This window comes from Oceanobacillus luteolus (genome assembly GCF_023715655.1).
Taxonomy (GTDB): domain Bacteria; phylum Bacillota; class Bacilli; order Bacillales; family Amphibacillaceae; genus Oceanobacillus; species Oceanobacillus luteolus.
Genome location: NZ_JAMBON010000004.1, coordinates 100,323 through 126,060, shown reverse-complemented (window position 1 = coordinate 126,060; position 25,738 = coordinate 100,323). Strand labels below are relative to the sequence as shown.

Here is a 25,738-nt window from a genome sequence, read left to right as displayed (position 1 = left end):
AAAAATGATAAAATATAACAAACAGGTAAATCAAAATTATCAGAAACTTATGATTTTTACTAAACTGATAGTTTTTATGGCCCTTAGGTAATGGTCATTCGTTGATTTAGAAATTTGTTAGCTAGGGGGATTACATTTTGAGTAACAGATTACTAGAAATAGAGAATTTGACCACTTCATTTCGAATAGGCGACGGGTATTATGCAGCAGTAGATAATGTATCTTTAACTGTAAATAGAAATGAAGTTTTGGGAATTGTTGGTGAGTCCGGATCAGGAAAAAGTGCACTGGCATTTTCCATTATGAGATTACATAACCGTGCGAAAATTGAAGGAAAGATCAACCTGGAAGATACTGACTTAGTGAAAGCATCTACTAATGAATTGAACAAATTACGCGGGGACAGCCTCTCAATGATTTTTCAGGATCCACTCACTGCTCTCAATCCGTTGATGGAGATTGGTGCACAGATTGGGGAAACATTAGTGCTCCACCGCCCACAAATGTCGAAGAAACAACGTTACGATCGTGTAATTGAATTATTGAATTTAGTAGGGATTCCACGTCCCGAACATGTTTATCAGCAATATCCCCATGAACTATCTGGTGGTATGAGACAACGTGTCGTCATCGCTATTGCGATTGCAAACAAACCACAATTATTAATTGCAGACGAACCGACTACAGCTCTTGATGTTACGATTCAGGCGCAAATCCTTGATCTAATCCACAAATTGAAAGAGGAAATGGATGCAGGAATCATTTTAATTACGCATGATCTTGGTGTAGTTGCGGAGATGGCCGATAGAGTCGCGGTCATGTATGCAGGAGAAATTGTAGAGGTTGCAGAAGTACATACCTTATTTGAAAATCCGTTACATCCTTATACGAGATCATTATTAAATTCTGTACCTACGGAAGGGCAGGATAAGCTGCACGTGATACAAGGAATTGTTCCATCATTGAAGAACTTGCCTCGGACGGGTTGCCGATTTGCTGCACGTATTCCGTGGATAGACGAATCTGCCCATGAAGAGAATCCAGTACTGCATGAGGTTTCACCTGGACATTACGTTCGTTGCACCTGTCATAGTAAGTTTTACTTCCCGGAGGAAGGTAAGGAGGGTGAAGCAAATGGCGCTTCTTGAGGTACGTGATTTAAAGGTGCACTTCCCGATTAAAGGTGGAATTCTGAACCGAACGGTCGGTCATATAAAGGCTGTAGACGGAGTAAACTTCTCGATTGAACAAGGAAAAACATATGGTCTAGTTGGAGAGTCTGGATCTGGTAAGTCAACTACTGGAAAAGCAATCATCGGATTAGAACAGATTACTGAAGGACAAGTCATTTTCAATGGAGAAGATATTACATCTATAAAAAATAAAACAAAAGATATCAGAAAAGATATACAAATGATCTTTCAGGACCCGTATTCATCGTTGAATCCACGGAAAAGAGTGTTGGATATTATTGCTGAACCTCTTCGAAACTATGAAAAGCTAACAAAAAATGAGGAGAAGCAGAGGGTATACGAGCTATTGGAATTAGTAGGTTTAACTCCAGAAAGTATTTGGAAATTCCCGCATCAGTTCTCTGGTGGTCAAAGGCAGCGTATTGGGGTTGCACGGGCAATTGCATTAAAACCAAAATTGATTATCGCAGACGAACCTGTATCTGCTCTCGATGTATCGGTGCAAGCACAAGTGTTGAACTTTATGCAGGATATTCAAAAAGAACTAGGCTTGACGTATCTGTTCATCAGTCATGATTTAGGTGTCGTCAAACATATGTGTGATGAGATTGCAATCATGTACAGAGGTCGTTATGTAGAACAAGGTACGAAAGATGATATTTTTGAAAATCCACAACATATTTACACGAAACGCCTGATTGCAGCGATCCCTGATGTCAATCCGCGTAATAGGGATAAACATTATGTATTCCGGCAAGAAGTCAAAAAGGAATATGAGCAAGCTTATGACGAGTATTTCGATGCTGAAGGTTTGGCGTTCGGCTTGAAGGACATCTCTGATACTCATCGGGTTGCATTACCAGAGAGAGGTTGATACAAGTATGTGGAAATTTATAGTAAGAAGACTTTTAGTTACTTTCCCACAAATTGTGCTCTTAAGTATATTGGTATTTGTAATGGCACAATTTATGCCGGGGGATGCGTTGACTGGACAAGTGGATCCGAACGTATCACCAGAAATAAAACAACAAATAAGAGAAAGATTAGGATTGAACAATCCATGGTATGTTCAATATACTGATTGGATTGGTGGAGCCGTAACAGGTGATTTCGGACAATCTTTCCGTTTCAAAATGCCAGTTACCGACTTGATTGAACAGCGAATTTACAACACGTTCTGGTTATCGCTTGTTACTTTAATTTTTATGTATATCATTGCAGTTCCGCTTGGAATCATCAGTGGTCGTTACAATGATACATGGCTGGATCAAACAATTACAGGTTATACATATTTAGGTTTCGCTACACCTTTATTCATTTTTGCACTCGTAATGTTATGGATATTTGGATATCAATTCGGTTGGTTCCCAACTAGTGGAAGTGTAGCACCTGGGCTTTCACCAGGATCGTGGGACTATGTTTGGAGTAAGTTCCAGCACTTACTATTGCCAGCTTTATCAATGGCATTAATAGGTACGGTATCCACGGTGCAGTATTTAAGAAGTGAAATTGTTGATACGAAACAAAGAGACTTTATAATTACCGCTAGAGCAAAAGGAGCTTCTGAATCAAGGGTCTATAACAGGCATATCTTAAGAAACTCAGTACTGCCAATTGCAGCGTTCTTTGGATGGGAAATCACGGGACTTATTTCAGGTACAATCTTTATTGAAAGAATCTTTGGATATCCTGGAATGGGAGCGTTATTCTTAGAATCTGTTTTAATGAGAGATTATAGTGTTGTGACTGCATTGGTATTGTTATTCGGTGTCGCTGCTATATTAGGGGCATTATTATCCGATATTATCTTAAGTATTGTCGACCCAAGAATTCGCATTAAATAGAAACTCGAAAAACTCTGAGGTGATTATAAAAAATGGAAGCTAAAGATATGAACGTTGACAGTCAAGTACTAAAAAGTGAAAGTCCCTCAGGTCTACGGATTCTTTGGAGGGAACTAGTAAAAGACAAATTAGCATTATTTTCATTAATATTTTTGATTCTGATAACTGCCTTTGTATTTGGCATCTCTTGGATCTTAAATCAAGATGAAATTGTCAGGGTTGACTTATTTGCAATTAACGAACCACCAAGTGATGAATTTATTCTAGGAACAGATTATGGCGGACGCGATGTGTTCGGTCAGCTCATCATCGGTACGAGGAACTCATTAACAATTGGTTTCTTGGTTACATTATTCAGTGGAATCATCGGGATTGTATTTGGTGTCGTATCTGGGTATTTTGGTGGTCATATTGATAATATTATGATGCGTATTTTAGACTTTTTCTTTATTTTACCGTTCATCATGCTAGTCATCGTATTTGTATCACTCGTGCCAAGTTACAATACGTTTACCTTCTCACTTATTATGACGTTGTTCTCCTGGATGGGGATAGCGAGATTAATCCGGTCAAAAGCATTGCAGGAGAAAGAGTTGGACTATGCAAAGGCATCGAAGACATTAGGTTCTTCTGATATAAGTATTATTTTCAAACAAGTACTGCCTAATATCACATCGTTGATTATTGTTACCATGACATTGAACTTAGCAGCGAATATCGGATTGGAATCCGGGCTCTCCTTCTTAGGGTTTGGGTTGCCGGAAAACACACCGAGTCTTGGAACTTTACTAAGTTATGCAACAAATCCACAAACATTGGAACATAGATGGTGGATTTGGATGCCAGCTGCATTATTGATCCTTTTATTGATGCTTGCAGTAAGAAACGTTGGTGAGGCATTACGCCGTGCCACGGATGCAAGACAGAGAAGGGGATAGTAACCAATTATACTTTTGATACTTGCATCAATATCTATCCTTATATTGGTGTTTAGTATAAAGCTGTCCGCGCCAATGGAATGGACAGTAAAAATTTAAAGGAATTAAAGGGGAGGTTAAAAGGATGAGTAAGAGCTTTAGCAAATGGCTACTTGCTTTAATGCTGCTATTCGTATTAGTGCTTGCAGCTTGTAGTGGTGGCGACGACTCTGAAGAAGGTACTGGCGATACAGATACAGATGCCAAAACAGAGGAAGAAGCTACTGAAGAAGAAAGCGGTTCTGAAGATGGCATCTATTCTATCGATGATTTTTCACCAGACAAAACGGATGAAGGTGAACCTATCGATGGCGGAAACCTTAACTTTGGTTTAGTTTCAGACACAGTATTCGAAGGTGTTTTAAACTACAACTTCTATGAAGGTAACCCAGATGCCGAAGTAATGAAGTTCTTTAACGAAAGCTTGTTATACTACGATAACAACTTCAACTACACACAAGATGGACCAGCTGAGTGGGAAATTGACGAAGCGGGTACTACGGTTACCATTAAAATTCGTGACAATGTAAATTGGCATGATGGTGAGCCGGTAAAAGCAGAAGACTTGGCTTTTGCATATGAAGTAATTGGACATCCAGAATATACTGGGGTTCGTTACTACGCTGTAGAAGATGTTGTCGGAATGGATGAATATAAAGCCGGCGAAACTGACACAATCGAAGGTTTAGAGATTGTTGATGAAAAAACAATTAAGATCACTTTTAAAGAGCCGAATCCTTCGCTCCTAGCGAGTGGTATGTGGACATATCCGTTAGCAAAACATATCTATGAGGATATCCCAATTGAAAAAATGCCTGAAGATGATGCAACGCGTGTGAACCCAATCGGCTATGGTCCTTTCGTTGTTGATACAATTGTACCTGGTGAGTCTGTAACTTATACAGCATATGAAGACTATTGGCAAGGTGCTCCAAAACTGGATAGTATCACACTTAAAGTAGTAGCACCAGAAACGGTTGCAAATGCTTTGGAAACTGGCGAAATTGACGTTGTGGACAGTTTCCCGACGGATCAATATCCAGACGTTGAACAAAAACTTACAAACGTAGAATTCCTAGGTCAAATCGATACAGCTTATACGTATATCGGATTTAAACTAGGTAAATGGGTTCCAGATGATCCTGATAAGCCGGACGGAGCAGGTTCTGTAGAAATGGATCCAGATGCAAAAATGGCTGACGTTAACTTACGTCGTGCTATGTGGTATGCAGTAGATAATGATGCTGTAGGTGAGCGTTTCTATAATGGTCTTCGCTGGGCCGGTTCTACATTAATCATCCCGGCATTCCCTGATTACCATGATGATACAATCGAAACACCATCTTACGACCCAGAAGAAGCAAAACGTATTTTGGATGAAGCTGGCTATGAGGATACAGATGGTGATGGCTTCCGTGAAACTCCAGATGGAGAAGAGTTAGTAATCGGATTCGCTTCCATGTCAGGTGGAGACACTGCTGAGCCAATTGCCAACTACTATATCCAAGCTTGGGAGCAAGTTGGTTTGAAAGTTGAACTAGTTGATGGACGTTTAATGGAATTCAACCAATTCTATGACAGAGTAGAAGCTGATGACCCTGCAATTGACATTTATCAAGCTGCATGGGGTACTGGTTACGACGTTGACCAAAGAGGTCTATACGGACGTACTGCAGCTTATAACTACACTCGTTATGCAAGTGAGAAAAACGATGAGCTATTAGCTGCTGGAGCTTCTGAAGCTGCCATGGATATTGAATATCGTAAAGATATTTATAGACAGTGGCAAGAACTGATGGTTGAGGAAGTACCATTATTCCCAACTCTATACCGTTCTGTATTAGTTCCAGTTAACAACCGTGTTACTGGCTGGTCTATCCAAACAGAGTGGAACGATGCATTCCATGAAGTTGGTGTAACACAAGAAGACCCAGTATTACCATAAGTATTACAATAAAAAGGCCCGCTACCTGGCGGGCTTTTTTAATGGTATTTTCAATCTACTAATTTTAGCTGTTTGAGTCCATGAAAGATGCCGGAATCTGTAACTTCAGTTGTCCGATGCGTAGCATATTGAAGCAACCGAGGATCCGCATTTCCCATTGCGAATCCTGTTCCTACAGATAGCAGCATTTCCTTATCATTTAACCCATCTCCGAAAGCGACTGCATCTTCTTTGTTTATGTCTAAGTACTTAAGGACTTTCTTGATTGCTTCCCCTTTATTAACATTATTACGAATGACATCATATGCTTGTTCCATGCCTGTTACGTTAACTTGAGACAGATGAACATTTTCATCGGATTGATATTTGGCTACTTCATCTTCTTTTAGTTTCATTAACGTAATCCCTAAAATATCTTCTGTCCGAGGACGAATTAATTCCACATTGATTTCCATTTGAAAAGTCTCGATAAAGCTTTCTGTAAAAGGATCGTTTATGGATGTGAAATAATTTTCCCCGTTTGTATATAGTACCATTTCATGCTTGCTATCTTTCGCTTTTTCTAAAACTTGTTGGACATACATTGGTTCAAAGGGTTCATTTACGATGGTTTCTCCTTTGATTACGGCATAAGCGCCATTATAGCCAATCATCCCATCTATTTGTAATTCATTTGCCAGTCGCATGATTTCATGGAGTGGACGACCTGTAGCGATAAAGGTATGAATTCCTTGCTCCTGTAGTTGTTTGATTGCGTTTACCGTAGAAGAATCATAACTGTGATCTGGCTTTAGAATTGTACCGTCTATATCAAGAAAAACAATTTTGTAACTCACGGAATTCCCCTTTCATCAAATGCTCTCACTATTGTATCATAAGCTACTTCAGTTATTTTACTTTTTACATAAAGATTACCAGACCTTAATAAAAGGCCTGGTTTCTGTTATATTGTATTCACATTAGATAAGCCAGTTTTATAACGAAGAGTCGTCAACTCCGTTTAACCAGTTTTCGATAGCATCAATTGTCTCTTCAACTGCTCCATCTTCAAATGGAGAACGGAGATTTGCTGCCTCTACGAGTTCAAGGAAAGATTTTGAACCCCCAAGTTTACAAAGTTCAACATAATCATTCCATGCGGCTTCGTGATTTTCCTGATCCCTCTTCCAGAATTGCAGAGCACAAATTTGTGCAAGTGTATAATCAATATAATAGAAAGGTATTTCATAGATATGCAATTGTCTTTGCCAGTAGCCACCTTCATTTAAATAGGTATTGTCTCCATAGTCGCGATGAGGTAAATAAATTTCCTCCAATTTTCTCCATGCCGCTTTCCTTTCTGCAGGTGTCCAATCTGGATTCTCATACACTTGATGTTGGAATTCGTCCACAGCCACACCGTAAGGAATAAATTGAATCGCATCTGCCAGGTGGGAAAATTTATATTTCTCTGTATCTTTTTGGAAGAATAATTCCATCCATGGCCAAGTGAAAAATTCCATACTCATGGAGTGGATTTCCGCTCCTTCGCTTGTTGGGAAGTTATATTCAGGAACTCCGAGAGTTCTGCTTGAATAAACTTGGAATGCATGCCCGGCCTCATGGGTGAGGACGTCTATATCACCAGATGTTCCATTGAAATTTGAAAAGATGAACGGTGCTTGATAGTCCGGAAGATACGTACAGTATCCACCACCTTCTTTTCCTTTCCTTGCTTCAAGGTCCATTAGTTCATGGTCCAACATAAACTGGAAAAACTCATTTGTTTCATCCGAAAGCTCGGCGTACATTTTCTTGCCATTATCGATGATCCATTGTGCGGATCCTTTTGGCTTTGCATTACCTGACTTAAAGTGGAAATTTTCATCAAAAAATTTAAGCTCATCAACACCGATACGCTTTTTTTGGCGATCGTATAGTTTGTTGGCGAGCGGAACGATGTAGTCACGCACTTGTTTACGAAAAACGTCAACCATTTTTGCATCATAACCAATTCGTTCCATCCGAAGATAACCAACTTCAATGAAATTCTTATACCCTAAAGTAGTAGCAATCTTATGTCGAATCTTCACAAGTTGATCATAAATGTTATCAAATTTTTCCCCGTGCTCCGCATAATAATTAAACATCTTTTCAGTGGCTTGCTTTCTGATTTCACGATCTTTGTTTTGCGTAAATGGTGAAAGTTGAGCAAGTGTATATGTTTCCCCTTGAAATTCTATCTCAGCAGCAGCCACCAGATTTGCATACTCTGTTGTTAACTTGTTTTCTTGTGTCATCAATTCCATAATTTCTGGAGAAAATGATTTTATTGCCATATCAGCAAGCTGGAAGAGCTGTGTACCATACTTCTCCTCAAGCTCTTTGCGGTAAGGTGATTTCACGAGAAGTTTATAAAAATCGGTATTCATCTCTTCGATGATTGGAAGTGTTTCATCAAAATAGTCTTTTTCAGCTTGATAAAATGCATCACGTGTGTCAATGGAAGCCCTGATATAAACGAGATCAGACATCGTTGATAATCGGTTCCGAAACGTGTTGATATCATCGATGGCTTGGATTGCATCATTAACAGAACTTGCTTCGGAAAAAGCATTCAATAATTGATGAAAGCTCTTTTTCTCTTCCGCGATATCAGGCCTTTGGTAAATAAACTCATTAAATTTTTTCATTCCAGTGCCCCTTTTATTAAATGTTTTAAGTAGAGTAAAATGATGGAAACTTAAATTAATTATAACAAAAGTCTGAAAGATAAGGGTAGTTTTAAATTAGAAGAACTACATATCCTCTGGATGAGTGATTCTTCCAAGAAGTAATATTTCGTTCACAAATTGAAACGATGTTCAATTGACATTGAATCAAAACAGATATAAACTATAAGAAGATACATATCATTATATGGGGTGAAAGAATGGTACAATCAGTTATTTTAATTGGGGCTATCTTAACAGCATTAGTACTTATCGTTAACCTTGCTCTATTAAAAACAAACAAGAGCTCTCGAGCATGCTATTATGCTAGTTTCTTTTTTGTTATCGTAGGTTTATTACTACTTGCGGTTGCTTCAGTAGCACCGAAAGTTGATCTCCTAGGTGCTGGATTTGGCGGCTGGGGTATTGCTTCTTTATTTGCTGCAGCAATTGGTTTTATGATTACAGCTGTTGTGGATGCATACCAAAATGTAGAACAAGCATAAATAAAAAAACATTTCCTTATGGAAATGTTTTTTTATTTCTCCAGATCAGCTCTTATCCTTCAATAAGTATGTTTTACCGTCTCTTTGCTCAACTTTACCTTCCTTCATTAACCTTCCTAACGCACGTTTAAATGCAGCTTTGCTCATATTTAATGTACCTCGGATGTCTTCTGGATCACTTTTATCGCTGAAAGGGATGACTCCATCGTTTGCTTCAAGATGAAGAATGATATCTTCCGCATCCATAGGAATGCTTTCCCGTTTAAGAGGGCGCAAGGAAACATTGATTGTACCATCCTCTTTGACATCAATGATACGTCCAGTAACAAGTTCACCTAAACGCGGTTCGCTTTTCCGTTCGGTATGGTGGATGAACCCGCGATAACCTTCCTCTGTAAAAATTTCAGTACCTTCTCTACTGGAAAAATAAACTCTTCCGGAAACCGATTTATTTAATAAATCTTCGGATGCCCCTTCGTATTGTTCGGCAATAATACTTCCATTGGCCGGTAAAGCGATGAGACGATTACGATAATCCAAACCAAGTTTTACATAAAGTTTATCACCTGGCACTGGCCAAATAGACCGGAATTTTGGCAAATCATCTGTGGAAACGAGTATTTCTTTTGCAATTCCAATATTCACGAACGCCCCAAGTTTAGGGACTACTTCTATAACTTCTGCCCAATCGTAAGTGGAGATAGTGACAGAGGGGATAATTGTTGTTGCAACGATATTTTCTTTTTTGTCATTATAAAGGAAGACCTTTACTTCTTCATTTTCTGCCAATTCTTTGTTCGTTTCATTATGATGGAGAAGAGCTTCTCCTTCACTGTTTTCCAGTACATATCCTGTTTCAATTACTCGAAGTACACGCATGTTTTGAATCGTTCCGAGCGGTAGATGCATTTTTTCACACTACTTTCTTTTTTAACTATTATTTCTCATGTTACCATAAATATTTAAATTGAAGCAGTTGGAGCTATGATTTCCTTTTAATATGATAAAATAGTGCTCAACAATGTTTTTCGAATGAGACTGGGGCGATGGAGTTTGGCTTTATTTATTCAAGTGATTGTACCGATTATGCTTGTGTTTTTATCAGGGTTCATCATTCAGCGGCTGCGTCCAATGGACGTTCGTTCGGTATCTGCGGTTACATTATACATATTATCTCCTGCTTTAATTTTTATTACCCTATATGATGCGGATTTTAACAGTGGTTTTCTTATCATCATCTTTTATATGCTACTTTTATTTGCAGTGATGGTCGTCTTAAATAAGCTGCTGGCCAAGTTGTTCAAATGGTCACCCAAAACAGAAAGTGCCTCTATTTTGGCAACAGGTTTTATGAACTCGGGCAATTATGGACTTCCGGTTGTCCTTTTTAGCGTAGGTACGGCAGCACTTCCTTATGCTGTATTTATCATGATTATTCAGAGCTTGATGAACAATTTCTTTGGAATCTACTATGCTTCCAGAGGGAAGGATGGAATGCGTACGGCTTTAATAAATGTCCTGAAAATGCCAACTACGTATGCAGCCATTCTAGGAGTCGCTTTTCAATACTTGCAAATACCGATAACTGATTCAATCCACTCCATGATTTCCGTGGTGGGAGAAGCAGCTATCCCTGTCATGATGGTAGTGCTTGGTATGCAGCTCGGATCTATGACATCTTTGAAGTTGAATTGGCAGGTTATCGCTTCAAGTGTAACGCTAAAAATGGTTGGTGCACCGATTTTTGCATACCTGTTCGTTACGATATTTAATATTGATCCTCTGTTAGGTACTGTACTGATTATTGTGTCGGCGATGCCCACTGCAGCAACGACCACGATGTATGCGATTGAATTTGATACAGAGCCAGAGTTGGTTTCCAGCATTACTTTTATCGCAACTTCAGTAAGTATTATTACCATTGCTATCGTGCTAAATCTTTTACAAATATAAAACGAAAAGCTAGAATTCTCATCCGAGCAGAGAATTCTAGCTTTTTAACTTACTAGATTAAAGAATCCGATACTAATTAAGAGGAGGGAGGGGAGGTAAGAAAAGAATTGTATATCTTCATATTTTGAAAGCAGTAAGCCAAGTTTTAAGCCAATCATGAGAAAAATCCCACTCATCATTGCTACAAACAATGCCGTTATAAAAGCTGAATAATCAAGTAGGCTGGCAGCTATCCCTGCACCGAAAGCATCTAAGGCAAGGGCCATCCCAAGTAAAATGGCTTCATGCTTCGATATTGTGCCAGATTGATCTAAATCTGCTTCATGAGGTGAACGAAGCACTTTTTTCACATCTTTAAAGACAGTCGGATTTTCTGTATCATCGAGTTTTATTTTCTTGGCTTTTATGAGGTTATACAAAGTAAATAAACCGAGTCCAATCAAGATACCAGCACCAAGATTTTCTGAGATGGCTGGAGAAATAAAATGCTTAAGTCCAGATCCGAGTGTCATCGCAATGAAAACAGTAATGCCTGAACAGAGCATGATGATGGAAACGGCTAGCAGTGGGACACGGGTTTTCTGAACTCCGTAACTAATCCCGACTCCAAGTCCATCAAGACTTACTGCAATAACTAATAATGCGAGACCAGTATAATAAAGCATTGCATCCATTCCTTTTTATATTGCTGGAGAGTACATGAGATAACGATGTGGACCTCCGCCTTGAAGTTATCTAGAGTATTGTATGAAATAAGGGGATGGATGTGCTGATTTTTTATATAGATTATTAGGGGATGATTTAATAAGATTTATGTTATTATTTATAGTAATAAATAAGGAAAGGAGGGTGTAGATAATAAATTGGAAACGGTAGGTAAACCACCATTATTGTCACTTTTTGATCATTTGAGTAAGAGGAAGATGTTATCAAACAAAGAGAACAAGTATTATCTTAATCTAAAAAAAGGCTATGAAGGTGAAGTGCAATTCCTACAGCTGTTGAAAAGATTAAAAGGCGACTTGTTAGTTTTAACGGATTTGTTGCTTGAATATAATCAAGCGACTTTTCAGATTGATTGCCTGATTATAACTCGGGATAAGATCTACTTATATGAAATTAAAAACTATGAAGGTGACTTTTATTTAGAAGCGGGTAAGTTTTATAAAAAGCCTCATTATGAAGTAATTAACCCATTGCATCAATTAAGTAGAACAGAGTCACTATTACGCCAATTACTCCTCAGTATCAACTGCACTTTAATGATTGAGTCGTTCGTCGTTTTTGTTAACCCCACTTTCACTCTTTATCAAACTCCACTAGATTCACCATTTATTTTTCCTTCTCAACTACATGAACATTTAAATATAGTCAATTTGCAAGCAAAAGGAATCACAAATACCAACAGGAACCTTTCTGCAAAGTTACTAGATCTCCGTAAAGAGATATCTCCTTATATGCAACTACCAATTTATGAATACGAAGAATTGAAAAAGGGAATCTCATGCAAATCCTGTAGAAATATCTCAGTTACCTTAGTTAAAAGGACATGCGTTTGTGAAGCTTGTGGAGACAGAGAGCCAATGAGCTCTGCTATATTACGTTCAATAAGGGAATTTCAGTTATTGTTTCCAGAGAAGAGATTGACCACGAATCAAGTCTATGATTGGTGCAGGGTGGTGGATTCTAAGAAAGCGATCAGACGAGTACTCAAAGACAATTATCAAACTGTCGGAAAAAAACAGTGGACATACTATGTATAATGCAGTGACTATTAGCCCTACCTAGTATAGGAAGGGCTAATTTTTTTCTCTAATACTATTCAATATATTAAATAGGTGATTTATAGGTATGTTTAGTATATATATTCGCTTGAATGAGAAGCCTTCCAATACTTTCGGTCGTTCATAATGTATCTCATCGACCGTATTAAGAGTATCCGGATAGATTCGGTCGTTTATAGTACTAATAGTCGCCCGAATAGGAAGTCAATGGACGTTTTCGGTTATTTATACGGTCAATCAATGCCCGAATGTAGAGTCATCGAGAAGCTTCGGTCGTTTATGGTGCTAATAATCGCCCGAATAGGAAGTGAATGGACGTTTTCGGTTATTTATACGGTTTATCAATGCCCGAATTTGGAGTCATCGAGAAGCTTCGGTCGTTTATGGTGCTAATAATCGCCCGAATAGGGATTCTATGGACGTTTTTGGTCATTAATACGTTCAATCAATGCCCGAATTTGGAGTCATCGAGAAGTTTCGGTCGTTTATGGTGCTAATAATCGCCCGAATAGGAAGTGAATGGACGTTTTCGGTCATTAATACGTTCAATCAATGCCCGAATGTGATTCTCTTTGAGAAGCTTCGGTCGATTATAGTGCTTATAATCGCCCGAACAAGCAGTATCCAAAAATTTTCGGTCGATAATAGCACTCATAAACACAAAGTGAATATAATTTTCTCCTGATGAATTCGTGTCTATCAATCTTCTTAGTAGCCCATCTAATTGTAATCGAATTAATTTACAATCCATAAATAAAGCCGTATCATTGATAGAGAGATATTATAGCTATAAGGAGGTTGAAATCAGGTGGCTTTTGTTATCTTAGAAGCATGTCAATCGGAGAAGGCAGCTGAATGTGTAAGCGTTTGTCCAGTTGACTGTATTGTAGAAGGTCCAGATCAGTTTTATATAGATCCAGATGTATGTATTGATTGTGCGGCTTGTAAAGCGGTATGCCCAGTTGATGCAATCGAGGAAGAATATGATTTATCGCCAGATCAAGAAATTTTCCTGCAACGTGCGGAGGAGTTTTTTGCAAATAGATAAATTCAAGTGAAGAGCCGTATGCAGTGTAAATATGCGTACGGCTTTTGTGTGTATAATTAATCTACTGCTCTGTGTTGGTTCCCGTGATGATGTTGTGCATCTTGTTTTGTACGGTGTATGGTTCCCCGTGGATGTTCTGGTGGGGCATAAATCGAGTAAAGATGGAGTGATTCCCTGCCGGTATTCGTGATATTATGCCACATTCCTGCTGGAATCAAAATCGCATCATCTTCTCGAATCCGTCGTTCGAAGGTCAAATTATTGCGGCGATTCCCCATTTGAACAACTCCGCGTCCATCTTCCACTCGTATAAATTGATCCGTATTCGGATGGATCTCTAATCCAATATCTTCCCCAGGTAATAGCCGCATAAGTGTAACCTGTAAGTGTTGACCTGTCCAAACAGCTCTGCGAAATGCCCGATTCCGTTCGGTGGCATGCTCAATATTAAATACGTAGGGCTGGTTTCCATGGTCTCCTTGTCTATCCATTTCTTCATTAGATAAAGGCGGATAATACCTGTCCTCTGTATACGGATAAGCTGGTTGTTCATAAGGATGAGGGTAAGGATAATATGGAGGATAGTAAGAATATGGATTGTAGTTAGAACCATAATACATTGTAATCATTTCCTTTCGAGTATAGTTATCGGTCTATTGTATGCAATACGTGCCTAATTTGTTTTTAACAGGTTGATTACAACAATGGCATTTTTGTCTGAATATGATATATTATTTGAAAGATAAAAATAAATGGAGGGTTGTACCTTGAAGCAGACAATCCGGTGGGTATTCTTTCTCTTAGGTATGATGATTTTCAGTATGGGGATCACTTTAGCAATCAATGTTCAACATTTAGGGGTCCACCCATGGGATGTGCTTAATGTAGCGCTTTTCGACCACTTTGGCTTATCGATTGGTTCTTGGGCGATTATTATTTCTATTCTATTGATTCTAGTTACGCTACTGATGGATAGACGCTACATAAAACTCGGCACGTTCATCAATGCTATTTTAGTAGGTGCATTTGTGGATTTATATATGTGGATGGGTTTTCTTCCGACTGCTACAAATACATGGATGGACATTATCATTATCATCACGGGGATAGTAATTATGGGATTCGGTGGAGGTATGTATAATGCCGGTGGAGTAGGTTCCGGGCCTAGGGATGGTTTTATGCTCTCCTTGTCCGATAGAACAGGCATGTCCGTTAGCCGCGTGCGGATAATAGTTGAAACGCTGGTGTTGGTAGTCGGCTTTCTGATTGGTGGTCCTGTCTTTATCTTTTCATTTATCTTTACGTTCATCCAGAGCCCGATATTCCAGTATTCCTATCAATTCTTTGGACGTATAATCAGTAAGATTGAAGGGAAAATTGATGGAAACACTCGTATGATTGCGCGGGAAAAATCAAGTTGAGTCCCTATTGATCAAAAATTTAAATTGTGTGGGGTGAACAAATGTTTAAGCGTATTTTACTTGCAGTTGACGGTTCGGAACATTCGATAAAAGCAACAGAATATTCCATTAAATTAGCACAGAAATTTGATAGTGCAATCGATGCGGTTTACGTCGTTGATGAAAGTACAGCAAAGAAAGATGCTCTTCATTCCAATAACCAATTTGAAATTGAAAGAAAGCGCAAAGAAAAAATCAGACCTATTCGCGAACGCTTGGATGAATCGAAAATAATCTTCGGGACACATATTCTTCACGGCGATCCTGGTCCAACCATAGTAAAGTTTGCCAATGAACGGGCATTTGATTGTGTCGTCATTGGGAGTAGAGGGCTTAATCAATTGCAAACCCTTATCCTCGGGAGTGTAAGCCACAAAGTTGCCAAGCGTGCAAACTGCCCCGTACTTATTATTAAATAACAAAATAAAGTTAGACGTTCGGTTGGAGTAGAACGTCTAACTTTTTAGAACCTAAAGCTGGTAATCTTCAAGGTTGATATCGGTCGATTCATGTAGAGCCATTTTAGCAAGCTGCTTGCCTAAAAATGGTCCTGCAGTCAAACCTGTAGCTCCGAGACCATTTGCATACAAGAGGCCGGTAGCAGATTTCAACTTGCCGATTACTGGAAGGAATCCTTCTGTCATTGGTCTAAAACCGACCCGAGCTTCCAGAAATATACTATCCTTCAAAGCGGGGGCTATTTCTAATGCTTTCGTTAAGATGTCGTTTATACCGAATACTGTTAAGTTAGTATCATAACCCACATTGTCTTCATGAGTCGCTCCGATGACGAATCGATGATCATCAAAGCTGAGCATGTATTGATCGTTTGGTGGCATAATGACTGGGAGATTTTCCGTATCCAATTTTTCAAAACGTACATGTAGAATTTGAGCTTTTTGCGGTTTAACCTCAAATTCTTTAAGCCCAAATGGCTCAAGCAGATCATTCATCCAAGCACCGGTTGTTGCTATCACTTGATCTGAAAAGTATTTTTCCCCGTCTACAGTTACTCCTGTAACTTGGTTACCTTCAATTAAAAGCTCCGCACTGCCGTGGATTAATTTAGTTCCATGTTTTACTGCACCACGGATCAACGCATCTCGCAGCTTACGCCCGTCAACTCGCGCAGCACCGCTTACATATAGAGCTTCATATCCATCACGTAGAAGTGGAAATTTCTCTTTCGCCATTGTTTCATCTAATAATTGGATATCTCCAATTTCAGGTGCATCTTCTCGTCGTTTGATGGCCCGCTCTTGCATGGCAATCAATTTTTTCTTATCATGGTGGATGCTGAGTGCTCCTACCCGTTTGTAACCAGTATCCAGTTCACCATCTGCTTCCAGATCTGCTATGAGCTCCGGATACATTTTTGCTCCAGCTTTCACCAGCCGATACCACGCTTTGTTTCTTCGTTGAGAAAGCCAGGGACAGATGATGCCTGCAGCTGCATCAGTAGCTTGACCATCATCCGCTCGGTCAATCAAAGTAACAGAGGTACCTTGCTTGGAAAGGAAATAGGCGGAACTTGCTCCAACAATTCCGCCGCCAATAATGATTATCTTATTTGTCATTTTTCCGCATTCACTACCTGAAGCATTGCTTTCATTTTGCCTAGATGTTCTGTCTCATGATGAGCGAGCATAATTAATAGGTCACCAAATGTTTCAATGCTGCCAAATGGAACTTTAAACGATACATTCGTTTGCCAGAAGAGGTCATCGAAGTTATTAACCCGTTCTTGTTGCTCTTGCAATTGATTTATCAATGTTTCTAATGTGGGTGCTTCTTTTGTCCACTCACTAGGTTTTGTGCCTGGTCCGAAGAGTTCTGCATATTCTTCGGGAATATTATTAGATTTTTTAGGGTAACGGAACAATAATTTCTCATTGAAAGTCAGTACGTGGCCAACATGCCAGCGTAATGTATTATTGAATGGTGATGCTTGGACATCAGCAGTATCTTCCGTTAGTTCCTCTATAAAATTAAGTAATGCAGTTCTAGCTAGATTAAATTGTTTTCTAGACATATATATTTCCTCCTCTTTCATCTTGAAAGGTATTTCACAATCATACTTCCTATACTAGTTTAGCTTTTCTCTATTCGATTGTAAAATAATCCGGCGGCCAGATGCATGCCTGTCCTATAATTGAAAGAGAAAGTTTGATATGATAAAATTTGATTATATTTACATAAGTTAACTCATTCATTACATATAAAAGGAGAAGGGCATAATGGCAAAATTAGTTTTTGGACATAAGAATCCGGATACAGATACAATTTGCTCAGCAGTTGTTTACGCTGATTTGAAAGGAAAACTTGGCGAAGATGTGGAAGCGCGCAGATTAGGGGAAGTGAATCAAGAAACACAGTACGCTTTAAATTACTTTAATGTAGAAGCTCCGGCTCTACTTGAAAAAGTAGAAGATGGCACGGAAGTTGTGCTTGTTGACCATAACGAATTCCAGCAAAGTGCAGATAATATAGAAGCTGCAAAAATTGTTGAAGTGATTGATCATCACCGCATCTCAAACTTTGAAACGAAAGAACCTCTTTATTTCCGTGCAGAACCAGTTGGGTGTACCGCAACGATTCTAAATAAGATGTACAAAGAGAATAATGTGGAGCGAAGTAAAGAAGTCGCTGGTTTGTTATTATCTGCAATCATTTCTGACTCCCTATTATTAAAATCACCAACCTGCACAGAAGAAGATGTGGCAGCTGCTCGTGAATTGGCAGAAATTGCAGGAGTGGATTTGGAGACATATGGTCTTGAAATGTTAAAAGCTGGTGCGGATTTAAGTGAAAAGTCTGTTTCTGATCTGTTAACAATGGATGCGAAAGAATTTTCAATGGGCGATGCAAAAGTAGAAATTGCTCAAGTAAATACGGTTGATTTAAGTGAAATCTATGAAAAACAAGATGAAATTGAAGCGGAAATCAATCAAATTATTGAAAGTAAAAGTCTCGATCTTTTCCTATTCGTAGTAACAGATATTCTCAATAATGATTCTGAAGTGCTTGCCCTTGGAAGAGGACAGGCTAATGTAGCAACTGGATTCAATGTGGAACTGCAAAATAACCGTGCCTTACTAAAAGGTGTAGTATCTCGTAAGAAACAAATCGTTACAACATTAACTGATGAGTATGTAAAATAAAATAGACTGGGACAGAGGCAATGCTTCTGTCTCAGTTTTTTATTTCATGGAGCTTCTCACGTAATAGGGTAGCCCTGAATTCATGATTCAATTGAACGTAAGAGATTCTTACGTGCTAAGGCAGCATTAAATTCAAGCCTTAATCGAACGTGAGCGTTTCTCGCGTGCTACGGGATGCCAAATTATTGCTTCAATCAAACGTGAGAGCTTCTCACGTGCTACGAGCGCCTATATTCTATCCGTCAATCAAACGTGAGAGCTTCTCACGTGCTACGAGCGGCTAAATTCTATCCGTTAATCAAACGTGAGAGCTTCTCACGTGCTACGAGCGCCTATATTCTATCCGTCAATCAAACGTGAGAGCCTCTCACATGCTACGAGCACCAAAATTCTTACGTCAATCGAACATGAGAGCTTCACAAGTGCTGCGAAAACACTAAATTCGAGTCCTGATCGAACGTGAGAAGTTGTGAAGGAATTCTTTGATATTTAAATTGGAAACAAAAAAATCTTCCTGCGAACAGGAAGATTTTTTTCGCTAATCACTAAATATTATAATTTAGTAACGTTAGCTGCTTGTGGTCCACGGCTTCCTTCTTCGATATCGAAAGAAACTTGTTGACCTTCTTCTAAAGTTTTGAAGCCTTCGCCTTGAATTGCTGAGAAGTGTACGAATACATCGTCTCCACCTTCAACTTCGATAAATCCGAAACCTTTGTCTGCGTTAAACCATTTTACTGAACCTGTGTTCATTAAAAAAACCTCCATGTGCTTGTAGCACGTTTATTACTATTTTTGTTCAAGTTACCAATTCAAGACGAAACAACACTGTGTTACTTCTATCCTTTTATTCACCGAACGAAAATAATACATTTAGTATAGCATGAGTGTGAGAGAAATGCAAATTCATATCTAAAACTTTTTAAAAATGTAGGACTAGTTCACTACACCATGTTCCGCTCTATCAGCTTGAGAGCGGAGTTGTTGACTTTCCAGATAGACTTGGCAGGTAGTCGCGCCTTTTTTGCCACAACGGGAACATTTATTTACATTGATTAGATTTAAACTGTAGTCGACAGCTTTACTTGCATCACTGAAAATGTTCTTTTCACCGATTTCTTCATATAGACCACTATTTTTAATCGTATTTAAGACGTCATCATTCATTTCTGCAAGTAAGGTCGTTCCACCAGTTTTCTTGAAATCGCGGATCAATGAGGCTAAGTTATTGCCTCCTGTTGCATCAATATAGGAAACATGCTTCATCTTCAAAATCAGCACGCTCGGTTTTTTATTGATGGATCTCGTAATCATGGATTCAAATTTGTCTGCTGCTCCAAAAAACAATGGTCCTTCAATAGTAAAGAAGGCGATCTTTGGACAAATTGACTGCAATCCTTTGGAATTTTCTTCTTCTTTTAAACGGGTAGGAATTACCTTCTCGACTCCCACCACTTCACTCATCCGTTTAACGAAAGAAAACATGGCGAGGAGCAAACCGAATTGGACGGCAACCGTTAAATTAACAAATACAGTTAACAAGAAAGTGACGGCCAAGACGAGTGAATCACTGGTTCTTAATTTAACGATATGAGCAAATGATTTATGTTCACTCATATTGATTGCGACCCGCATTAGTATTGGAGCCATACTAGCTAATGGAATATGGGATGCGAATGGCGCAAGTGCCAAAATCGTAACTAGAACGAATATCCCTTGGAACACACCGGAAAGGGGACTGACAGCACCACTTTTAATGTTGGTTGCCGTTCGGGCAATTGCTCCAGTTGCAGGAATACCACCGAAAAGTGGCGTGACAACATTGGCAAGTCCTTGCCCAATGAGTTCACGATTCGAATTATGTCTTTTGCCGGTCATTCCATCCGCTACAACCGCAGATAGTAATGATTCAATACCACCAAGCATTGCTATAACAAAAGCTGGTTGGAGCAAAGTAACGATTTTATCCCATGTTAATTCAGGAAACTGTAGAGTCGGTAGACTTTGGGAAATACCACCAAATGCTGAACCGATTGTTTCCACTTTTCCCGGAAAGAATATGTAAGCAATACATGCAGGAATGATTAGTGCGACTAATAAAACGGGAACACGTGGAAAATATCTCGGTACAAGAATGAGAATAAGAACACCTAACACAGCGACTAAGATGCTGTACAAATTAAGGGTAGGGAGCCTCTCAAATATTTGGATCATCGTTTCATGGAAATATTCTTTTTTCTCCATTCCTTCTAACCCTAAAAAGTTCTCAATTTGTCCGGCGAAAATGATCACCGCTATCCCCGCAGTAAACCCAATGGTTACAGACCGGGGAATGAATTTGATTAAATTACCGAATTTAAAAAAGCCCATCAACATGAGCATAATACCGGCCATGAATCCGGCAATCAGCAGATCTTCATAGCCAAATTCCAAAACAATCGCAAGCAAGATTGGGATGAAGGCACCGGTTGGACCTGCAATTTGATATCTCGACCCTCCAAATAAAGCAACCAATATCCCTGCAATCACAGTAGTGTATAAACCGTATTCCGGTTTCACCCCTGAAGCAATTGCAAATGCCATTCCAAGAGGAATAGCGACAATCCCAACTGTAATACCCGCCATCAAATCCTGTTTTACATCATTGGCGGTTAACCCTCTGAATCGATTGTCCTTTAACAACTTCACTTCATCTCCTTATTCTACTTACTATCTATGATACCATAGAACTATTTTCGGTTTGAGAGATGTGCATTATACTGAGTTATGTTATCTTTACTAAAAGAATGACATATGAATTGGGGTTGACAAGTATGTGGAGAGAATTTAAGGAATTTGCTTTTCAAGGGAATATCATTGATCTTGCGGTAGCTGTAGTGATAGGAACAGCATTTAATGCAATTGTGTCTTCATTTGTTGAACATATTATTACACCACTTATCGGAATGCTCGCTGGCGGTATTGATTTTACCGGATTAACAATTAGCCTCGGTGATGCAGAGATAAAGTATGGAATATTTATCCAGTCGTTTGTTGACTTTTTAATCATTGCTTTTTCTATCTTTTTAGCGATTCGCTTTTTAAATAAGTTTAAACGGAAAGAAGTAGAGGAAGTGGAAGAAAAAGTGGATGCTCAGCAAGAACTGTTGACGGAGATCAGAGATTTATTGAAAGAACAAAACCAAAAAATATAAATGCACAGAAGGTCAGAGTGGGTATGTGATTAAAGCTACCTAGTTTGGCCTTTTTAAAATGGAAACCTTTTGATTGCATCATCCGTAATGAAGACATAGGAGGGATTTGTATTGAGAACAGGGTTATCATTCAGTGGAGGAAAGGACTCGACTTTTGCTTTATACAGATTAAAGGAGCAAGGAATTTCGGCTGCTTGCCTCATTACAACAATATGGAAAGAGAATGGGGAGACTGTTGCACATGGAGAAAAATTGGAGCGCTTAAAACAACAAGCAAATCAATTAGGCATACCGCTTGAATTGGTTGTTACCGATTTTGAAAGTTATACAACAGATTATAAGCAAAAATTAATGGAGTTAAAGCATATATACAAGCTCGAAGCGATAGCTTATGGAGATATCTATCTGGAAGGGCATCGCAAGTGGGGAGAAGAGTTGGCAAAATCTGTTGACTTGAAGTCGCTGTATCCATTGTGGACGGATCAGGATAAAGCAATTCAATTGCTATATGATTTTGTCGCTTCTGGTTTCAAGAGCAGAGTGATTAAAGTGGATGAGGAAAAGCTCCCAAAGGAATGGGTTGGCCGAGAGGTGGATATGAACTTCATTCGTGATATCCAAACGTATGATGTTTGTCCCCTTGGTGAATCGGGAGAATATCATACACATGTTTATGATGGACCGATATTCTACAGTAAGTCACATCGGTCCGAAGGTTGAGATTATTTACTGCTTAGGGTTGTAGGAGGATGTAGGAGAGTATTCTAAAATAAAGTTAGATTATTTCGAAAGGGGTTAAAACGGTGGAAGCAATTGTGGAGGTACATAACCTCAATAAAACGTATAAAAAGCGAAAAACAGGGGAACTGGTCCATGCGGTGACAGATGTGTCTTTTGAAGTTTATCCTGGGGAGATACTTGGACTGCTCGGGCCTAATGGGGCAGGGAAGACAACTACAATTAAAATGATATGTGGCTTGTTGCGTCCAGACTCTGGAGCAATCACGATTAAAGGGATTGATAATAAACAGAAAAGGTTAAAGGCGCTAAAGCATATCAGTGCTGTACTAGAGGGGAACCGGAATCTGTATTGGCGTCTGACGGTTAGAGAAAATCTGGAATACTTTGCAGGAAACAGGGGAGAAAGCAAACGAGAAGTAAGAGAGAGGATTGAAGAGTTACTTAAGAACTTCCGTTTAAAAGAAAAGGAACATGAGCTTGTTAATCGTCTTTCCCGTGGAATGCAACAAAAGCTGGCTATTGCTGTGGCAATGCTTGCGGATACGGAAGTGATCTTACTGGACGAACCTACTTTAGGAATTGATGTGGAAACAAGCTATGAAATAAGGGGTATGTTAAAGGAAATTGTTAAAAAATATAATAAAACAATTATAATCAGTTCACATGATATGGATGTTATTCAAGATATTTGTGAGCGTACTGTAATCATAAATAAAGGAAAGATCGTTATTAATGATCGGATCGAAAATTTACTGAAATTATTTGAAGTAAGGACATATAAACTTGCACTTGGAACTACATTGACAAATGAGCAACAGGATAAGTTAATTCAGATATTCCCTACCTATAAATACGAACCCGATCGCTACCAATCCTCATTAGAAGTTGATTTACTGGGAAATGAAGAGATATATGAGCTGTTTGATATATTAAAGCTAGCAAATACTCCGGTAGAGTCAATTGACAGGGAAATGGTGAATTTTGAACAGATATTTATGAAAATACTAAAGGGGGAGAAGGGAAATGGCAGCCTGGCTCAATCTTCTTAAAGCAAACTTGAAAAAGGAATACTTGGAATTAAAGCGGTATTTGCCGAATACGATTGCGATGATATTAACATTTTATATCATTTTCCTCGGTTTGTTTGGAGTCATCCAGATTGTTGGAGATCCTACCACCCAGGATGCAAATACTCAATATGTGATTGTAAACTATATTTTTTGGTTTTTAGCATTTTCAATCATTAATAGTATTGGTTATGAAATACTTAACGAGGCTATGCGAGGTACACTAGAGCAACTTTCCATGTCTCCAATGGGTATTTGGCGGATAATGGCTGTACGGTTGATATCAACAACCATTATTAATTTGATCATCGTTATTATACTGCTGCATATATCTATGGCAACAGCAGGACAGTGGTTGAATGTTGATGTTGTCACTCTTGCTCCAATTATGTTATTAACCCTTATTGGTATGTTTGGAATCAGTTTTATTATTGCGGGGATAACCATCATTGTTAAACAAATCCAAGCTTTTTTACAAATCCTCCAGTTTATATTAATGGCACTTACTTTCATTCCCATATCATTATCACCAATCATCCAGTTCTTGCCATTTGTCAAAGGGATTGATATGGTCCGTGAGGTAATGATTCATGGAGTGGGTCTTTCCCAGTTTGCAGTATATGATTTTGTTGTATTGATAGTCAATGCTCTATTTTACTTTGTTTTAGGTCTTGCTATATTTATATATTGTGAAAGAGTTGCGATGCAAAAAGGACTCTTAGCCCATTATTGATGAATAGTTAATGCAAAAAACGGACTTGCGGAATAAGGGGCATTAGCATATATTTCCTCTATAGCTGGGTACTTGCTTATACATCTCCTTGGCGGCTGTCATAGGTTAGTAGTGAATCTATAACAGAAAGGGGATAATCTTATGCGTCGTCATGGACGTCACTGTGGCTGTCATGAATGTACAATTGTACACCCAACAAAGCATAATTGCGTCAATCAGTTCTCTGAAAGCACTGTAAATCATGTTCATCCATCGCACACAACAGTTATGAATCATCATTTACAAAAGAATAAACATTTCTTTCCGCACTCTACTTCAGTACAAAACACATTTAACAGTGTCGATCAATACGGAGGGTCTTTCGAAGTCCCGTCTACTCCAAACCAAGTAGCAGGAGCGTTTAGCCCTGGCTGTATGGGTCCAGGTTATGGCATGGGACCAGGGCAAGTAATGGGCGCTATGCAACCAGGATACGGAATGGGTCAAGGACCAGGGCAAGTAATGGGAGCTACTCAACCTGGTTACGGAATGCATCACGGCAAAAACTGGAATAAGCATGGGAAATGGTGTTAATATAGTAGTAGGATTAGGCTGGAACAATAACGTTTCCAGCCTATTTTTATATTGTACGCATGAGGTGAATGTAATGAAAGTACTCCATGTGACAGGCTATAAATCCTTGGAACTCGGCATCTTTAAAGAAAATGATCCGAAAGTTCATATTATCAAAACGGCTATCGAAAAAAGAATCAAACAATTTATCGAAGAAGGCTTGGAGTGGGTAATTGTATCGGGGCAAATGGGAGTTGAGCTTTGGACAGCTGAAATTGTCCTGGACTTAAAAGAAGAATACGACATCAATTTGGCTGTGTTTCCTGCATTTGAAAATCAGGACAAGCGTTGGCCGAAAGGACTGCAGGAGAAATATCAGGAAATAATTATGGTCGCTGATTTCTACAAACCTATTTATATTGGGGATTACAAAGGACCATATCAATTTCGTGCAAAGAATCAATGGTTTGTTGAAAAAAGTGATGCAAGCTTGATCTTAATGGACGAAGAATTCCCTGGCAGTGTGAAATATTTCTATGATGCAGCAAAGAAAATATCTGAAGATTATCCGATCTATTTAATCACTCCGTTGGATCTAGATGATATTGTAGAAGAGCTGCGCATGTCCGACCCTGATTATTGGTCTTGAAAAAAAGATTGCTATAACCAAACATGGAACCGTTATAAAGAAACAAGTATAATAGAAAGGAGGAGGAAATACATATGGATTTCTTAGTGACATTAATGCAATTATTTATATATATTGTACCTTTTATTGTTCTTTATTTCGTTATTGCAGCAGCTGTTAAAAAAGGACTGGACTCCTCGGAAGTCGGAAGGGTAATTTTAGAGAAATATCATGCAGAGAGAATGAAAGATAAAAAATAATC

29 protein-coding genes are annotated in these 25,738 nt (G+C 38.8%); 19 read left to right on the top strand and 10 right to left on the bottom strand.

Features of this window, described 5'->3' with window-relative positions; genetic code table 11:
* The first annotated feature begins 137 nt into the window (after positions 1 to 137).
* From M3210_RS05290 to opp4A, 5 genes are all read left to right on the top strand, one after another.
* Complete coding sequence (locus M3210_RS05290) at positions 138 to 1,148, top strand: ABC transporter ATP-binding protein (protein ID WP_285853584.1); 1,011 nt, start codon at positions 138 to 140, stop codon at positions 1,146 to 1,148.
* Positions 1,135 to 2,067: an ABC transporter ATP-binding protein gene (locus M3210_RS05285; protein ID WP_251512238.1), complete on the top strand. Its 933-nt coding sequence runs from the start codon at positions 1,135 to 1,137 to the stop codon at positions 2,065 to 2,067. The genes M3210_RS05290 and M3210_RS05285 overlap by 14 nt, the downstream gene beginning before the upstream one ends.
* A gap of 7 nt (positions 2,068 to 2,074) precedes the next feature.
* On the top strand, positions 2,075 to 3,037 hold the full coding sequence (gene opp4B, locus M3210_RS05280) for an oligopeptide ABC transporter permease (protein ID WP_251512237.1): 963 nt from the start codon (positions 2,075 to 2,077) through the stop codon (positions 3,035 to 3,037).
* Positions 3,038 to 3,069: 32 nt separating this feature from the next.
* Positions 3,070 to 3,975, top strand: coding sequence for an ABC transporter permease (locus M3210_RS05275; protein ID WP_251512236.1), 906 nt, complete (start codon positions 3,070 to 3,072; stop codon positions 3,973 to 3,975).
* Between the two features lie 124 nt (positions 3,976 to 4,099).
* Positions 4,100 to 5,959 carry an oligopeptide ABC transporter substrate-binding protein gene (gene opp4A / locus M3210_RS05270; RefSeq protein WP_251512235.1) on the top strand — a complete coding sequence of 620 codons (1,860 nt, stop codon included), beginning with the start codon at positions 4,100 to 4,102 and terminating at the stop codon, positions 5,957 to 5,959.
* Positions 5,960 to 6,009: 50 nt separating this feature from the next.
* On the opposite strand, the gene M3210_RS05265 is transcribed toward opp4A, so the two are convergent.
* Both M3210_RS05265 and M3210_RS05260 read right to left on the bottom strand, forming a co-directional pair.
* Positions 6,010 to 6,795 carry an HAD family hydrolase gene (locus M3210_RS05265; protein ID WP_251512234.1) on the bottom strand — a complete coding sequence of 262 codons (786 nt, stop codon included), beginning with the start codon at positions 6,793 to 6,795 and terminating at the stop codon, positions 6,010 to 6,012.
* Between the two features lie 138 nt (positions 6,796 to 6,933).
* Positions 6,934 to 8,631: a M3 family oligoendopeptidase gene (locus M3210_RS05260; RefSeq protein ID WP_251512233.1), complete on the bottom strand. Its 1,698-nt coding sequence runs from the start codon at positions 8,629 to 8,631 to the stop codon at positions 6,934 to 6,936.
* 239 nt (positions 8,632 to 8,870) lie between these two features.
* On the opposite strand from M3210_RS05260, the gene M3210_RS05255 reads away from it, so the two are divergent.
* A complete protein-coding gene (locus M3210_RS05255; RefSeq protein WP_251512232.1) occupies positions 8,871 to 9,155 on the top strand; it encodes a hypothetical protein in 285 nt (94 codons plus the stop codon).
* Between the two features lie 45 nt (positions 9,156 to 9,200).
* Here the strand turns inward: M3210_RS05255 and M3210_RS05250 are convergent, their stop codons facing one another.
* The gene (locus M3210_RS05250) at positions 9,201 to 10,064 is read right to left on the bottom strand and encodes a CvfB family protein (protein ID WP_251512231.1); all 864 of its coding nucleotides are present in this window, start codon (positions 10,062 to 10,064) and stop codon (positions 9,201 to 9,203) included.
* A 144-nt stretch (positions 10,065 to 10,208) separates the two neighbouring features.
* On the opposite strand from M3210_RS05250, the gene M3210_RS05245 reads away from it, so the two are divergent.
* Complete coding sequence (locus M3210_RS05245) at positions 10,209 to 11,108, top strand: AEC family transporter (RefSeq protein ID WP_251512230.1); 900 nt, start codon at positions 10,209 to 10,211, stop codon at positions 11,106 to 11,108.
* A 44-nt stretch (positions 11,109 to 11,152) separates the two neighbouring features.
* Here the strand turns inward: M3210_RS05245 and ytaF are convergent, their stop codons facing one another.
* On the bottom strand, positions 11,153 to 11,773 hold the full coding sequence (gene ytaF / locus M3210_RS05240) for a sporulation membrane protein YtaF (protein ID WP_251512229.1): 621 nt from the start codon (positions 11,771 to 11,773) through the stop codon (positions 11,153 to 11,155).
* Between the two features lie 198 nt (positions 11,774 to 11,971).
* Between ytaF and M3210_RS05235 the strand changes: the two genes are divergently transcribed.
* Positions 11,972 to 12,871 carry a nuclease-related domain-containing protein gene (locus M3210_RS05235; RefSeq protein ID WP_251512228.1) on the top strand — a complete coding sequence of 300 codons (900 nt, stop codon included), beginning with the start codon at positions 11,972 to 11,974 and terminating at the stop codon, positions 12,869 to 12,871.
* 514 nt (positions 12,872 to 13,385) lie between these two features.
* Here M3210_RS05235 and M3210_RS05230 read toward each other — a convergent pair.
* A complete protein-coding gene (locus M3210_RS05230; RefSeq protein ID WP_251512227.1) occupies positions 13,386 to 13,643 on the bottom strand; it encodes a hypothetical protein in 258 nt (85 codons plus the stop codon).
* 57 nt (positions 13,644 to 13,700) lie between these two features.
* On the opposite strand from M3210_RS05230, the gene M3210_RS05225 reads away from it, so the two are divergent.
* The gene (locus M3210_RS05225; protein WP_251512226.1) at positions 13,701 to 13,940 is read left to right on the top strand and encodes a DUF362 domain-containing protein; all 240 of its coding nucleotides are present in this window, start codon (positions 13,701 to 13,703) and stop codon (positions 13,938 to 13,940) included.
* Between the two features lie 56 nt (positions 13,941 to 13,996).
* Here the strand turns inward: M3210_RS05225 and M3210_RS05220 are convergent, their stop codons facing one another.
* Positions 13,997 to 14,560: a cupin domain-containing protein gene (locus tag M3210_RS05220; RefSeq protein ID WP_251512225.1), complete on the bottom strand. Its 564-nt coding sequence runs from the start codon at positions 14,558 to 14,560 to the stop codon at positions 13,997 to 13,999.
* Between the two features lie 147 nt (positions 14,561 to 14,707).
* Between M3210_RS05220 and M3210_RS05215 the strand changes: the two genes are divergently transcribed.
* A complete protein-coding gene (locus M3210_RS05215) occupies positions 14,708 to 15,361 on the top strand; it encodes a YczE/YyaS/YitT family protein (RefSeq protein WP_251512224.1) in 654 nt (217 codons plus the stop codon).
* A 41-nt stretch (positions 15,362 to 15,402) separates the two neighbouring features.
* Positions 15,403 to 15,819, top strand: coding sequence for a universal stress protein (locus tag M3210_RS05210; RefSeq protein ID WP_251512223.1), 417 nt, complete (start codon positions 15,403 to 15,405; stop codon positions 15,817 to 15,819).
* Between the two features lie 51 nt (positions 15,820 to 15,870).
* Here M3210_RS05210 and M3210_RS05205 read toward each other — a convergent pair whose 3' ends face one another.
* Together M3210_RS05205 and M3210_RS05200 are read right to left on the bottom strand one after the other, a co-directional pair.
* A complete protein-coding gene (locus tag M3210_RS05205; RefSeq protein ID WP_251512222.1) occupies positions 15,871 to 16,977 on the bottom strand; it encodes an NAD(P)/FAD-dependent oxidoreductase in 1,107 nt (368 codons plus the stop codon).
* Positions 16,974 to 17,432: a DinB family protein gene (locus M3210_RS05200; protein WP_251512221.1), complete on the bottom strand. Its 459-nt coding sequence runs from the start codon at positions 17,430 to 17,432 to the stop codon at positions 16,974 to 16,976. The genes M3210_RS05205 and M3210_RS05200 overlap by 4 nt, the downstream gene beginning before the upstream one ends.
* Positions 17,433 to 17,637: 205 nt before the next feature.
* Between M3210_RS05200 and M3210_RS05195 the strand changes: the two genes are divergently transcribed.
* Positions 17,638 to 18,561 carry a manganese-dependent inorganic pyrophosphatase gene (locus M3210_RS05195; protein ID WP_251512220.1) on the top strand — a complete coding sequence of 308 codons (924 nt, stop codon included), beginning with the start codon at positions 17,638 to 17,640 and terminating at the stop codon, positions 18,559 to 18,561.
* Between the two features lie 552 nt (positions 18,562 to 19,113).
* Here the strand turns inward: M3210_RS05195 and M3210_RS05190 are convergent.
* Together M3210_RS05190 and M3210_RS05185 are read right to left on the bottom strand one after the other, a co-directional pair.
* Complete coding sequence (locus M3210_RS05190; protein WP_251512219.1) at positions 19,114 to 19,314, bottom strand: cold-shock protein; 201 nt, start codon at positions 19,312 to 19,314, stop codon at positions 19,114 to 19,116.
* Between the two features lie 183 nt (positions 19,315 to 19,497).
* Positions 19,498 to 21,249 carry a SulP family inorganic anion transporter gene (locus M3210_RS05185; RefSeq protein WP_349774319.1) on the bottom strand — a complete coding sequence of 584 codons (1,752 nt, stop codon included), beginning with the start codon at positions 21,247 to 21,249 and terminating at the stop codon, positions 19,498 to 19,500.
* Positions 21,250 to 21,374: 125 nt separating this feature from the next.
* On the opposite strand from M3210_RS05185, the gene mscL reads away from it, so the two are divergent.
* The 7 genes from mscL to M3210_RS05150 all read left to right on the top strand — a co-directional run bounded on the left by mscL (position 21,375) and on the right by M3210_RS05150 (position 25,736).
* Positions 21,375 to 21,755: a large conductance mechanosensitive channel protein MscL gene (mscL, locus tag M3210_RS05180; protein WP_251512218.1), complete on the top strand. Its 381-nt coding sequence runs from the start codon at positions 21,375 to 21,377 to the stop codon at positions 21,753 to 21,755.
* A 111-nt stretch (positions 21,756 to 21,866) separates the two neighbouring features.
* A complete protein-coding gene (locus M3210_RS05175) occupies positions 21,867 to 22,475 on the top strand; it encodes a Dph6-related ATP pyrophosphatase (protein WP_251512217.1) in 609 nt (202 codons plus the stop codon).
* Between the two features lie 83 nt (positions 22,476 to 22,558).
* Positions 22,559 to 23,545: an ABC transporter ATP-binding protein gene (locus tag M3210_RS05170; protein ID WP_251512216.1), complete on the top strand. Its 987-nt coding sequence runs from the start codon at positions 22,559 to 22,561 to the stop codon at positions 23,543 to 23,545.
* Positions 23,520 to 24,296, top strand: coding sequence for an ABC transporter permease (locus M3210_RS05165; protein ID WP_251512215.1), 777 nt, complete (start codon positions 23,520 to 23,522; stop codon positions 24,294 to 24,296). Before M3210_RS05170 ends, M3210_RS05165 begins: the two co-directional genes overlap by 26 nt.
* A gap of 141 nt (positions 24,297 to 24,437) precedes the next feature.
* Positions 24,438 to 24,869, top strand: coding sequence for a spore coat protein (locus tag M3210_RS05160; protein ID WP_251512214.1), 432 nt, complete (start codon positions 24,438 to 24,440; stop codon positions 24,867 to 24,869).
* 73 nt (positions 24,870 to 24,942) lie between these two features.
* A complete protein-coding gene (locus M3210_RS05155) occupies positions 24,943 to 25,497 on the top strand; it encodes an SLOG family protein (protein WP_251512213.1) in 555 nt (184 codons plus the stop codon).
* A 74-nt stretch (positions 25,498 to 25,571) separates the two neighbouring features.
* A complete protein-coding gene (locus M3210_RS05150; protein WP_251512212.1) occupies positions 25,572 to 25,736 on the top strand; it encodes a hypothetical protein in 165 nt (54 codons plus the stop codon).
* Positions 25,737 to 25,738 lie beyond the last annotated feature (2 nt).